This window comes from Candidatus Binatus sp. (assembly GCF_030646925.1).
Classification (GTDB): Bacteria; Desulfobacterota; Binatia; order Binatales; family Binataceae; genus Binatus.
Genome location: NZ_JAUSKL010000055.1, coordinates 1 through 12,205, shown reverse-complemented (window position 1 = coordinate 12,205; position 12,205 = coordinate 1). Strand labels below are relative to the sequence as shown.

The following is a 12,205-nucleotide window of genomic DNA, read 5'->3' as shown; positions in this document are numbered from 1 at the left end:
AAGTTGGCGCTGTTGAAAATCGCGCGCTGCAGGGCGCCGGCCTTGAGCAGCGTCTCTTCCGCCTGTTTGCGCGAGGTGTTGTAGGTATCCTCGGAGACGCCGATCCGCGTCCTCCTCGCGTCGTTTCCATGAAACATTATGTTGCCCCCGGTAACTTGTACTCGTCCCACTTAGCGGATAGATTGCGCGACTTCAGAATTACGCTGCGAGCAGGTCTTTCACGGAGTCTTGGAGCTGATGTTGCGTGTACGGCTTACGAAGGAAGTGTGTGCCTTCAACAAATAGAGCTTTCATTTTTTCGGTAACGGAATTGCCTGTCGTGTAAAGCACACGTAATTTCGGCCGAAGCTTGATGGCCTGGTGTGCAAGTTCACACCCGCCAAGGACCGCTGTTTTGAGATAGATGTCGGTAAAAAGTGCGTCAATGTGTTGAGGGGAACGTAGGAGTGAAAGCGCCTCGTCTACGTCGCTGGCCGAAAGTGTGCGGTGACCCCAGTCTTGAATCATCATCTCCGCTATTTCGCGGATAAACACATCATCTTCGACGATCAGTATCACGGCCATCAGAACTCTTCCTGCCGTGACAACTAGCAATCGCGGTTATCAGAACTCTTCCTGCCAGTATCACGGCTATCAGAGCCCTCTCGCTATCAGGGCATGGGATATAACTCGCACCGGGAGCTAAAGTTCCGTAAGGCTTACAATTATTTTCACATAGAAGTGTTTTCTTGGATATTACCACGTTATATCAGTGACTTATGCTAGACCTGAAACACTTAAAATCCCTAGGGGGACCGGCTGTATCGCCATTCTCGGTCTGCTGGCGGTGGTCGTGTTTGGCCCGGACAGCACGAGCAAGAAGGCTATTACCGTTCCAAGCGCGCCGGCGAACTGGGTGGCGGGGCTGCAATAAACCCCCGCTCCGCGCCGGTCGTTGTGGCTGAGCGCACTCCGCGCCTTTGCGCGCGGATTGCGCCCGATTCGATCACCTTCGCCGGATGCTCGAATTCATCCAAAGGTGCGATTTTCGCTTGTTCGATATCGACTTCGCCCTGCGATATTTTCAGCGCAAGGCCGCTGCGTATTTCGAATCGGTTTTTGCCAAAGCAAGGCAGCGACCAACGAGGTGAGAGAGTGACGGCGCCATGAACGGGCTGACGACCGTCTCGCACCCCTCCGTGAGCTCCGGCGAAACCTCCGGACGCTGGGCCGCAACGGGTACTTGCTCCACCTCGGATTGCTTGCTTTCCCGAATGGTGACCTGGGGCAACAGCAAACCCTTTGTGACGATCGTGACATTGGCCACCGGATCGGTGCGAAACAGCTCGCGCCCGCTGCGGTCGCGATAAACGATGGCGGCATCGCGAATACCGACGACTTCGACGACCGCAATCACCGCAATCTTCGAGTTCTTCGATTCGTCATTATTCGCTTGATGCGCCGGCGCCACGCGGTCGCCCTTGCGCAAACGATCGACGGAATTGGCGACGAGGGGTTGGACCATTTTCAACATGGGCATCGATTGGTCCCTCTTGTAGGAGGGAGCCAGGAGACTCGTCGGACCCATCAGACTCGCGATCACACCGGTCAGAACGGTCGCTACGAGCCCCCCTGCAATCATTGCGGCAAGTCGGATCATCGGATTTCTCCCGTATGCATGGATCGGCGGCAGCAAGAATGCCGACCCGCATATCAACGCTCACCCGGGGTGAAAGTTCCCTGGATCGGCGGCTTCATCGATTCAGCGAGTGCCGGAAATATGCGCGGCGGGAATGATGATTCGACAGCGGGCGCCGGCCTTCTCGAATTTCAAATTCACCTCGGTTTCCAGCGAGCGGGCGAGATTGCGCTCGATCACCTGGGTTCCAAATCCGCGCCGCTTGGGTGCAACGACGGCCGGCCCGCCGCTTTCGGCCCAGATGATCTCGATCCCACCGCCTTCCGGTTCGGGTCTTTGTTGCCACGTAATTGCCACGCGTCCCGCCGGCACGGACAGCGCACCATATTTGACCGCATTGGTGGCGAGCTCATGCAGCGCAAGCCCGAGGCTCTGTGCCGCTTCGGGCGTCAACAAAAGGGCCGGCCCTTCGATCGAGATCTGAGGTTCGTTTCCGTCGACATAATGACCCACTTCGGCGCGTACCAATTCCGAGAGCGATGCGCCGTACCAGCCTTCCTGCACCAAGAGATCATGCGATCTTGCGAGTGCCTGCAGCCGCGCGCTAAACCGGTCGAGAAATTCCTCGATCGTTCCGGTATGTCGCGCCGTCTGGCGCGCCATGGCTTGAATTACCGCGAGCAGATTCTTCGAACGGTGGGTCAGTTCCCGCATCAGCAGACGTAAATGCGCCTCGCCCTCCTTGCGTTCGGTGACGTCCACCGCGGCGGAGGTCAACCCGACGATGCCGCTGGCCACGTCGCGAAGCGGCTCGATGTGAAAATCGTACCAGCGATCTTTCGATCCGTCGTTGATGCGGACCTCTTTGTCCCTGGCGACACCGCTTGTGAGCGCCTCCCGCTTCAGTGCGATGACCGCGGCCCCGGCTTCGGTCGGCAGAATATCGTCATCGGTACGGCCAATGATCTTTTCGATTGCTAGCCCGAACATCGGATTGCTGATCGACGTATAACGCAGGCTTCGATCCTGGGTGAACACCGTTACGTTGGATCTCTGTAGCGCAGTCTCATATCGCTGGAGCTCCGTTCTGAGCTCTTCGGTCAGGCGGCGTTGCTCGCGTTCGAGCGAACGAATGCGGGTAATGTCGATTGCGACGCACATGATGCTGTCGACTGCGCCATCCGAACCCAGGATGGGATCGATATGGAGCGAGAACATGACGCGGCCCTCGGGCATCATGTAGGACACTTCGGCGATCTCGGAGGTGCCGGTTTCGAGTACCTTGCGCTTGACCGCGGTGACGGCATGTTTGTCGGGGGACGCGAGCACCTCGTCGTCCGTGCGCCCGAGCATGGTGCTTTCCCGATCGACGCCGCGCGGATCATAGACCCAGGTGTAGCGAAGCTCTCGATCCTGGAAAAACACGTAGACTTGCGCGCTGCGCAGCGCGGTTTCGAACCGCTTCCGTACCAGCTCCAGCTCCTTTGTCCGCTCCTTGACGCGATCTTCGAGTTCTTGCCGGAGCGTTTCGAGCGCTCTTTGGGTGGCACCGTGGGCCACGGTCTCGTCTCGAAACAGTTCCTTGGCGTCCGCCAACTGACGAGTGGAAGGAAACCGCGCCAACTCGGGCAACATCGGCCACATGACGGCAACGGTGGCGAGCGCAACAAAGGCCGTCACCGCCTGGACCAGACCGTGCAATCCATGCAGCGGTTGCCAAAGCGTGGCCGCGTCAAAAAGATGCGTGAATCCAAAAGCCAAAATTAAAGTCCCGAACAGCCCGGTGAAAAACAGGTATTTTTTCTGAAGGTCCTTCCGGCGGCGGATCGCCCGAATGACGCCGAAGCGGATGGCCAAACAGCAGATCGCGATCAAAACGTCCGATGTCGCGCGGAGCGCGACGAGATCCAACTGCCATGACAATGAGTATTCGTTGAGGTAATGCGCGACGCCGATAATCCGATCGAGCAGATCGGTCATGGCCGGTCCCCTTACCCAGTCGAGCAGTTCAGTCATGGCTTGTCACCGCCTCGAGACGAACGCGTCGTCCCGCCATGTCGATGCGCGGATCAATGGCTATTGTAGCGGCGATAGGCATCTAATTGTCGAACCCCTCAAGTTCTGCCGGTGGAACCGGTTCGAGCTTCGCGTGTTGACATGGCGACCGGCCGAAACTCCTTCCCCCCGATGCTTGGCCGGCACCTTGGGCGTAGCCAGCGAGTTGCAGGCTACGCCCTTGTTTTATCAGCGACCGAGGGCGCTGGAACTTCCCGAGCCGCGCTGCGTTGGACCTGCAATGATCATCGCCAAATTATGGAGACGACAATGAACTGGGATCGCATCGAAGGTAACTGGAAACAATTCAACGGCAAGATCACCCAGCAATGGGGCAAGCTCACGAACGACGATCTTGATGTCATCGCTGGCAAGCGGACCGAGCTCGCCGGCCGGCTGCAGACGCGCTATGGCGTTGCGAAGGACGAGGCGGAGCGTCAGATCGACAATTGGCTCCGGACGGTGAACTGAAGCATCGCGTAGCGGGCATAATTTATCTTCGATCATGCTCGCATACCGGGTGCGGTAGTCCCGCCGGTCAAATGACCCGCGTGTCCGCCACATCGCCGCGCTTTCAGGCCGACTCCCGTTTTTGGGGACGCTTGGCCTTGCGCTCGAAAAAGAGAGCTTGGCTGACGACCGCCGACACCGTGGCCGGTTGGAAAGGCTTCGGGATCAAGAACGCCGGCTCGGGCCGCTCGCCCGTCAGAAATCGTTCCGGATAGGCGGTGATGAAAATCACCGGTACCTCTAACGCGCGCAGCAGCTCGTTGACGGCCTCCAGGCCGGAACTGCCGTCGGCGAGCTGAATATCGGCGAGGATGAGACCGGGGCGCTTGGCCTTGGCGATGGAAACGGCCTCGGTATGCGTGCGCGCAACGCCGATCACCTTGTGGCCAAGGCTCTCGACCAGATGTTCCAGATCCGTCGCGATGAAGGGCTCGTCCTCGATGATCAATACGTCGGTCGCTATATCGGCGGCGAGCTCGCGGCCCGCTTCCTCGACCAGCTGACGAAATTTAGCGATGTCCACATCGAGGATCTTGGCGCCTTCTTCCTCGGTGAATCCCTCCAAAGCGACAAGCAGGAAAGCCTGACGGGGGAGCGGCGTGAGGTGACCGAGGCGCTTTTCGGCCGGTGATCCGCGCTTCTTGGAATCGGCTGCGGCATTTACGGCGAGCGAGCCCCAGATTTTCGTCAACATCCGGTAGAGCATCAACCGGGGCGAATCATCACCCTCCAAGACCGAGGGATCTTCAATCAGGATCTCCAGCACCGCCGTTACATAGGCATCGCCCGAATGCTGGCTGCCCGACAGGGCTCGGGCATAGCGGCGGAGAAATGGCAAATACTGGCTTACGACCTGCGTAGTCGACACGAAACCCTCCCCAATCCGTTGATCCGAGCTACAGCTTCGGCAATGCGCGAGATCGAAAAAAGTTCCAGCCGTCCGGAACCTATTGGTCCGTCTGAGGTTATAATAAAACTGCAGGAGCGGGGATGCTAGATGTTAAGGTATTGGAGTAGGGGGAATTCGTATGACTGATCGCAAGTCCATCAGGCGGCCAAAAATGGATTCCTCCCCGGCTAAACCCGAAAAAACCGACGCCCGCCTTGGGCGAGACGTCCAGACCAAGATCGGTCAGCAGTTGCGAGCCATGTACGACGAGGTGGTGAGCGAAGGCGTGCCCGATCGCTTTGTCGATTTATTACGGAAACTCGAAAAACGAAGCGACAAGGATTCCTAGTAATGTCCCTCGATCCGTCGCTGCGCGAAGCCATGCTTGCCGCGGTCCCGAGCCTGCGCGCATTCGCGATCTCCCTTTGCAGGAACGTCGACCGGGCCGACGATCTGGTTCAGGAGACCCTGGCCAGAGCACTGACGCACATCGATTCCTTTCGACCCGGAACCAACATGCCGGCCTGGTTATTTACGATCCTGCGCAACCAGTTTCGATCCGAATATCGCAAGCGCCGCCGGGAAGTCGAGGACAGTGACGGCGGCTATGCCGAGAGTTTGAAATCACAACCGGAGCAAGAAGGTCAAGTCGAATTCACGGAGTTTCGCGCGGCGCTGGCCAAGTTGCCTGCGGATCAGCGCGAGGCACTGATCCTGGTCGGGGCCTCCGGTTTTTCTTACGAGGAAACGGCCAAAATCTGCGGCTGCGCGGTCGGAACCATCAAGAGCCGCGTCAACCGCGCCCGCTCCCGGCTCGGCGAATTGTTGTCGGTCGATAGTAATGATGAGTTCGGCCCGGATCAGACGACAAAGGCGGTCCTCGCCCCGAACAACCGCCCCTAAGTTCGATCATCGAACTTACCTACCAGAGAATTGTCCGTTTCTGGCACGAAGGCGCGGTGAGACTACGTTTCACATGGGTCCGTTGTTCACGGCGTAACCGATGACGTGCGGACACGGCGGCCTCTACCGACCCTGACCCTTTTACCCGACATTCGCGTTCACCTGATTTATACCGACATTTCCCAGATGACCAGGGATCGACGTGAATGCTAACATTCCGCTGGGATTTGCGTGGTGTGAAATATGGTCTCAAACAGATGACTAAAGCTCGCCCCGGCTCCGTCGCACTGATGGTAGCGACGATTTTCACCGTCATCGCGGTCGCGGCAGAGGGCGCCGATCGGCCGCGGCTTTACACAAACGAAACTTATGTCGAGGACGTAACCCGAACGACATCGCTGCCGCTCTCCGATACGAAAGCCATGTTCGCCTACGTGCTCGAGAGTTTGCCCGATCGCGTCAAGGTTTATCCGACGGAGAATTATTATTATTTCTATTTCTACGACAACGGCACGCGTTACGCCGGGAATATCCGGCTCGACGTGATGGACCGGGACGAAGGAAAGCTGCATTTCGCTTATTACGTCGAACTCACCGATTGGAAGAAGAAAAATGAAGTCGTCCATGTCGTTCTCGGCAAGTCCGACGGCGTAACTGTCGAAAAACTAGAGCGATTGGTTTACCGGATTTCCTACGGACAAAAGAGCGTCGTGTTCTCCCTGAACGACCTTTCGAACGTGGTTCCTCCGGCTAAAACGCTGGGGCCGGACGAGAAATTTCTTGGACCGATCTTCGATGAATCGGCCATTCGCTTCTTCCTCGTCTACAACAAGAAACTCAAGATCTTTCACTACATTCTCGACGAGACGGTGATGGTCGCCGACGAATTTTTCCCGTCAAGGCGCACCGACCGGATTCTCATCGGTAGGCGAACGGGATTTGCCTTTTATCGAGATCATCGTCTCGATCGGAAAATCTTGATCGGTGCCTACGAAGCCAATGGCAAGGTAAATAACTACTTCGATGGTCCGTTCGATCAGCTGCCGGACAACTTCATCGAAGGCGATGAGCTTCGCCAGGCCATCCTCGAAATCGAGCCCGGCCTAGCCGGCAAGATCGACCGCCTCGGCAGCTCGCCCGATGGCGCCGATCGTTATTTGATCGATCCTTACACTTATTATCGCACCGAAGAGGACCTGTACTCGTTCTACCGTTGCGCGACGAGCAAGAAAATTCCACGCGAAAAGTATTACACTTGTTTCGTCGCCAAGGAGCCGGAATATGGCGACGCTCCGGCGGTGCCTACGCCGCTCTTAAAGTCATCGCCGAAAACCAAACGTAAAAGCAGCGAGTAGCGATTTCCCGAATCCTCGGACCATTTCCGAGATGCCGATCGGACCCTTTTCTCGTCATTCAAGCCGCGAACGCCATATCGTTAAAGCCGATTTTCCGCTTGCCAGGGGCACGTAAAAAAGCGGGCGGCTCGATGGCCGCCCGCGTCTCACTCGTAACTGTCGACTTCAGCGCTCGCCGCGACGGCTCTCGCCTCTGCTGTGATGCCGGCTGTCGCGCGCGCCGTGCCAGCCCTGGCCGTGCCGCCGATGCCAGCCGCAGCGGTACCAGCCCGGACCATTCCAGCCGTCGGGATAAAAGCACCAGGCGACATTCTCGGTCAGTTTGATGTCGTCGAGCGCGAGACGGATGCCCGTCGGGTCGACCGGGGGGGCTGCATTGGCGCTGTTCGGCATCAGCGAGCCGGTCACCAGGACCGCAGTTGCCGCGGCGAAGGTGAGAAGAAGTTTACGCATATTGTCCTCCTTGAGGTAGATTTGTCTTGGTTGCAGATGGGGAGAGCGGGATTAGGCACTTTCGCGCACCGCAGGCTTTCAATTGCTAATTTGCGCGGCGAAAGCCTCCAGCGTGACTCGCAGAATATTCGGACGATTCAGAACCATTCCTGACCATCACGTTCATCTCTCGTTCACAAGTCTGGTGTGCACGGCGGCATAGCCCAACGCCCAATACGACGATTGGTTCCAGTTATAATCAGATGCCCTCGACGGTTGGCGGCCGCTCGAACGCCGGCGCCCGCCGGCCGACAAAGCCGGCAGGTTGCAAGCACAGCAAGATGTGCCGACGCCTCGTCAGGTTGCCAAATAGATTGCGAACCCTCTGGCGCTAACGCTCAGATATGGGAGAAGATCCGCCCGACGAGCCACGTGGCGATCGCCCAGCCAGCGCCCGTGAAGAAGCCGACGCAGAACCAGACGCCGATCAGGTAGAGGTCGATAGTGGAGGGCATGTTAGATTCTCCCTGTGATGTCGCGGATCAGTAGGACGACTAGAATGTTACCATAATCACGACAGAGCCCCAGTCCCAGTTGGTCGCATGGGGCTGCTTCGCTGATTGCTCCAACCCGGTTCATCCTGGTTTGATGGTGTCGCCGATCAGCATTTGAATTGGTCGGCATGTCCGGAGTTGGCACGAAGCAGGACATTCTGTCTGCTGGACTCGGAACCTGCAGGCGGCAAAGAAGAATGCTGGACGACTTACTTAAAAGTCAGCCCCGACCAGACAGTAACTGCCCTTGCGGCCACGGGCATAAATTTTGCCCGCCGCCACGCAGATCAGATCGCGATTGGAATCAAACACGCGCAGCAGACTGGCGACGTCCAATTTCATGTCTGGTTGCAGACTTTGCAGCGCGTCCGCGGTGACGAAGAACGAACTCTCCATCGCGCTGTCATAGCCCCAGAAACGCACGGCGCGTCTCGTCGAATCGTAAACGCGGCTCATATTGGGGAAATTCAGCGCCATGATCCCGGCCGATCTGCGTGGGCGGCCCACGCCGCTGGACCTTGTACCAGAGCAAGCGGGGCGTCAACGCATGGCATCAGCCGCGTTACCATTTCGTCCGTATCTATCAGACAATGCCAACGACTCCGGCGCTGGCGGCGGCGCCAACCGACCGGCTTTGGGTGATTGCCGATCGTGAAGGTGCTCGCAGATCGGGAAGATAACGGTCGACTTAGGTCCGAATTGCGCGCACACTTGTCACATTGCTGGCAGATCATTGAATCAGGGCGCCGGCGACCGAGAGATCCATGTGCTCCCGCCTGGAACGAGCAGGGACACATGGCCAGCGCAGACAACTTAAAACAAATCGCCGCCAATTATGGACGCTTGGCGCGGCAGGCGCGAACGCTACAGCGCAGGCCGCGGTTGCTTCATATGGCGAATACGTGGACCCGACTCGCGGATCGGGTCGTAAAGATACAAACGATGATTGATCTGGAAGATACCGCCGTTCCCCGGCCTTCGATTTGAGGCCTGGCGGAAAAGCGACCTCATGCAGATCGCCATTCCGTGCCGTCGTTGATTCCTAGGGAGAAAATCATTTTTCTCTAGTACTGACGAAAGGAGATCGTCATGCAAGTTCCTTCGTTCTTTAAGGAAGAGTCGTTCAAGCGTCTCTTACAAGGCATTGCCATCGGCGTCATCCTGACCTGGGGAATCGGGTTCACCTGGGGCGGATGGACCTACGGCAGCACCGCCGAGAAAATGGCGGTGGAGCGCACCAGTGCCGCCCTGGTGAAATCGTTCACTCCCGGGTGTGCTGAAAAGTTCCTCGCCCAAGCGGACGCTTCGGCAAAAGTGGCTGCCTTGATCGACGTCGCATCCTGGCGGCGCGACAGCGAGTTGGCGAAGACCGGCTTCGCGACGCTGCCGGGAGAAACTACCGCCAACATGCGCCTCGCCGATTCGTGCGCGGATGAAATTGTCAGGTTGAAACGCTAAACCGGATCGAACACGAACTGACAGGACTCGCCGCTTCGCGTGTTTCTTGCGCGGAGCGGAATTTTTTTGCCGGGAGCGTCAGTCGAATCAGCGTAGCCCAGTTCATACAAACATCAGGGTTCTTGCTGATACTTGCGAGGAGCTGTTTTCTTACTCTGTCTTGGTTGGATCGCCTGCGCCATGTCCGGTCCTGGCTAGAAGCGGTCGTCTCCGTACGTCTGCTCATGACTCAAAGCAAAAATAAGCACGAGCGTTACGCCTTGGTGTGGCTGCTGCTCCTAGACCTGGGCTTGCCTTATTACTGTCTTCGTCCCGCTGCTCGATTGCCTGCAAATTAAAACCCCCCTGGTTAATTGTGCGCGATTCTATAAAATAGGTAGGAAGCTATTATGTCGTAAGCGCCTAATAAGAACGCGCGCCAGTGAGTTCAGCGGCATGCCGAAACGCTTCCACTTCAACGACGTAAAGGATGGGCGCATGCTAGCGGCGGCCATCGTGGACACCGTCCGCGAGCCGCTTGTTGTGCTCGACCGCGATCTGCGCGTGGTTACCGCGAGCCGTTCCTTCTACCGGTCGTTCGGGGTGAAGCCGCAGAACACCGTAGGTCAGATGTTCTACGACTTGGGCGGGGGCCAATGGAACATCCCGGCGCTGCGGAAACTTCTGGAAAACGTCATCCCGAAACGCCGCGCCATCGAGGCCTACGAGGTCGAGCACGAATTTCCGCATATCGGGCGGCGCATGATGCTCCTCAACGCCCGCCAGGTATTTGACGAAGAACACCCCGACTCGGCTCTGCTGTTGGCGATCGAAGACATAACGGAACGGCACGCCGCGGAGCGTGAAAAGGACGAGCTGTTGCGCGAGAAGGAGCTGCTGCTCCAGGAGATGCAGCACCGCATCGCCAACAGCCTGCAAATCATTGCAAGCATCCTCATGCTCAAGGCGCGGACGGTGCAATCGGAGGAGACGCGCATGCACCTGCAGGACGCACACCAGCGCGTCATGTCCGTTGCGGCCGTGCAACAGCAGCTGAAGGCCTCGGGGCTGGGCGACAGGATCGAGATCGCTCCCTATCTATCGAAGCTGTGCGAGAGCCTCGAGAATTCGATGATCGGTAACCGTCGGCCGCTCTCACTCGTCGTGCAAGCCGGCGCCGGCACGGCTGTATCCAACGAAGCGGTGAGCATTGGGCTCATTGTCACGGAGCTCGTGATCAACGCTCTGAAGCATGCCTTCGCAGACGGCAGCGAGGGCAAAATATTGGTGAAATACGATGTCGACGGAGCAGACTGGCGATTGTCGGTGTCCGACAACGGCATTGGGCGAGAGGATCAAGGTCACGAGCGCGCACGTTCCGGCTTGGGCACGAGCATCGTGGACGCGCTCGCGCGCCAGCTCGATGCCCGTGTGGAAGTATCCAGCGGACCGCAAGGCACGCTTGTCTCGATAATCCATGCAGCGTAAGAGCAAGCTCAGGCGATCCACATTGCCTGCGCCGCCGCCAAGTGGCGGGTCCTGATTCCAATTGCTTATGGAAGTCGATTTTTCGTTTGACATTGTTGCGTTCCCCAAAGGGACCTCTCAGTCGGATTCTCCTGAGGCGAGGCCTGGGATAGAACGCGGACGGTGGTCCTTGTCGTTCCGAAAATATTCCTTTCGACGGGAACTTTCGCCTGCAAGCAGCGTTCCATCCAATGGCCCAACGGCCCACCTCGGAGCCGCCGGTCGTCGAAAGGCTCCCAATGAACCAGTCGATCCGAACTTTCGCGGCCGCGATTCTTGCCGCGACCACTGTCACCGCTCCCGTCCTCGCCGATCAACTCCTGACCGGTTCGGAGGCACAGAATCTGCTCGCCGGCCGCCGGTTTGAATTCAACTGCATCGACGGCACCAGCGGATGGGCGAGCTACGAGCGCAGTGGCCTGGCCAAGGCGATCTATCGCATGCCCAATATGCGGGAGACCGCCATGGAGGTGGCAGACACCGGCCGCGTGCGCAGCGCCGGCGACAATGTCTGTATCCGCTGGCAGCAGCTCAATTCCGGAGAGGAAGGCTGTTACCGCATGACCCAGTACTCGCCCGGGCGCTATCGGATCGCGACTTCCGACCAGGGACGCTGGTGCGATCTCCTGGAGCGCGGAACGCTCTAATCGGGAAAACTCCGAGAACGTCTTTTGCCGCTAAATTTCGTTTTGTCGCTTCATTTCGAGAATTTTGTCCGCTTCGAATCCCACGTCGGGGCGGGTGTGAAAGCCTCGGCGACCAGCGTGGCGCGCGGATACGGTGCGCGGCTCGCTTGCGGACCTAAAGTTGGCCATGACGGCGGCTCCGGGGAAGCCGGGACCGCCTTAGCAGCCCCGGCGGCAATGTTCGGTTCGGGCGCCACCCTCATCTCAGCCAAAGTTCTGCGAACACCGGCAGGCAGACC

The 12,205-nt window shown here is 58.2% G+C and carries 14 protein-coding genes; 8 read left to right on the top strand and 6 right to left on the bottom strand.

Annotated elements, in window-relative coordinates; translation table 11 throughout:
• Positions 1–198 precede the first annotated feature (198 nt).
• The 3 genes from Q7S58_RS08805 to Q7S58_RS08795 form a co-directional block, all read right to left on the bottom strand.
• The gene (locus Q7S58_RS08805; protein WP_304823653.1) at positions 199–564 is read right to left on the bottom strand and encodes a response regulator; all 366 of its coding nucleotides are present in this window, start codon (positions 562–564) and stop codon (positions 199–201) included.
• Positions 565–1,063: 499 nt separating this feature from the next.
• Positions 1,064–1,519 carry a hypothetical protein gene (locus Q7S58_RS08800; RefSeq protein ID WP_304823650.1) on the bottom strand — a complete coding sequence of 152 codons (456 nt, stop codon included), beginning with the start codon at positions 1,517–1,519 and terminating at the stop codon, positions 1,064–1,066.
• A 222-nt stretch (positions 1,520–1,741) separates the two neighbouring features.
• Entirely contained in the window at positions 1,742–3,634 is a 1,893-nt protein-coding gene (locus Q7S58_RS08795) for a sensor histidine kinase (RefSeq protein WP_304823647.1), read from the bottom strand.
• A gap of 309 nt (positions 3,635–3,943) precedes the next feature.
• On the opposite strand from Q7S58_RS08795, the gene Q7S58_RS08790 reads away from it, so the two are divergent.
• The gene (locus Q7S58_RS08790) at positions 3,944–4,144 is read left to right on the top strand and encodes a CsbD family protein (RefSeq protein WP_304823644.1); all 201 of its coding nucleotides are present in this window, start codon (positions 3,944–3,946) and stop codon (positions 4,142–4,144) included.
• 103 nt (positions 4,145–4,247) lie between these two features.
• Here the strand turns inward: Q7S58_RS08790 and Q7S58_RS08785 are convergent, their stop codons facing one another.
• Complete coding sequence (locus tag Q7S58_RS08785) at positions 4,248–5,051, bottom strand: response regulator (protein WP_304823641.1); 804 nt, start codon at positions 5,049–5,051, stop codon at positions 4,248–4,250.
• A 160-nt stretch (positions 5,052–5,211) separates the two neighbouring features.
• Here Q7S58_RS08785 and Q7S58_RS08780 point away from each other — a divergent pair, with 160 nt between their 5' ends.
• The 3 genes from Q7S58_RS08780 (at position 5,212) to Q7S58_RS08770 (ending at position 7,330) form a co-directional block, all read left to right on the top strand.
• Complete coding sequence (locus Q7S58_RS08780; RefSeq protein WP_304823637.1) at positions 5,212–5,421, top strand: NepR family anti-sigma factor; 210 nt, start codon at positions 5,212–5,214, stop codon at positions 5,419–5,421.
• Positions 5,422–5,423: 2 nt separating this feature from the next.
• A complete protein-coding gene (locus tag Q7S58_RS08775) occupies positions 5,424–5,975 on the top strand; it encodes a sigma-70 family RNA polymerase sigma factor (protein WP_304823634.1) in 552 nt (183 codons plus the stop codon).
• A gap of 206 nt (positions 5,976–6,181) precedes the next feature.
• Positions 6,182–7,330 carry a hypothetical protein gene (locus Q7S58_RS08770; protein WP_304823631.1) on the top strand — a complete coding sequence of 383 codons (1,149 nt, stop codon included), beginning with the start codon at positions 6,182–6,184 and terminating at the stop codon, positions 7,328–7,330.
• A 165-nt stretch (positions 7,331–7,495) separates the two neighbouring features.
• On the opposite strand, the gene Q7S58_RS08765 is transcribed toward Q7S58_RS08770, so the two are convergent.
• Together Q7S58_RS08765 and Q7S58_RS08760 are read right to left on the bottom strand one after the other, a co-directional pair.
• On the bottom strand, positions 7,496–7,783 hold the full coding sequence (locus Q7S58_RS08765) for a hypothetical protein (protein ID WP_304823626.1): 288 nt from the start codon (positions 7,781–7,783) through the stop codon (positions 7,496–7,498).
• A 746-nt stretch (positions 7,784–8,529) separates the two neighbouring features.
• Positions 8,530–8,793, bottom strand: coding sequence for a DUF1488 domain-containing protein (locus Q7S58_RS08760; RefSeq protein WP_304823623.1), 264 nt, complete (start codon positions 8,791–8,793; stop codon positions 8,530–8,532).
• A gap of 612 nt (positions 8,794–9,405) precedes the next feature.
• Between Q7S58_RS08760 and Q7S58_RS08755 the strand changes: the two genes are divergently transcribed.
• The 4 genes from Q7S58_RS08755 to Q7S58_RS08740 form a co-directional block, all read left to right on the top strand.
• Complete coding sequence (locus tag Q7S58_RS08755; protein WP_304823620.1) at positions 9,406–9,774, top strand: hypothetical protein; 369 nt, start codon at positions 9,406–9,408, stop codon at positions 9,772–9,774.
• Between the two features lie 435 nt (positions 9,775–10,209).
• Positions 10,210–11,241: a sensor histidine kinase gene (locus tag Q7S58_RS08750; protein WP_304823618.1), complete on the top strand. Its 1,032-nt coding sequence runs from the start codon at positions 10,210–10,212 to the stop codon at positions 11,239–11,241.
• A gap of 278 nt (positions 11,242–11,519) precedes the next feature.
• Positions 11,520–11,927 (top strand): hypothetical protein, encoded by a 408-nt coding sequence (locus Q7S58_RS08745; protein ID WP_304823615.1) that lies wholly within the window; start codon positions 11,520–11,522, stop codon positions 11,925–11,927.
• 24 nt (positions 11,928–11,951) lie between these two features.
• Positions 11,952–12,205 (top strand): hypothetical protein (locus Q7S58_RS08740; protein ID WP_304823612.1); only part of this gene is annotated, 254 nt, incomplete at its 3' end.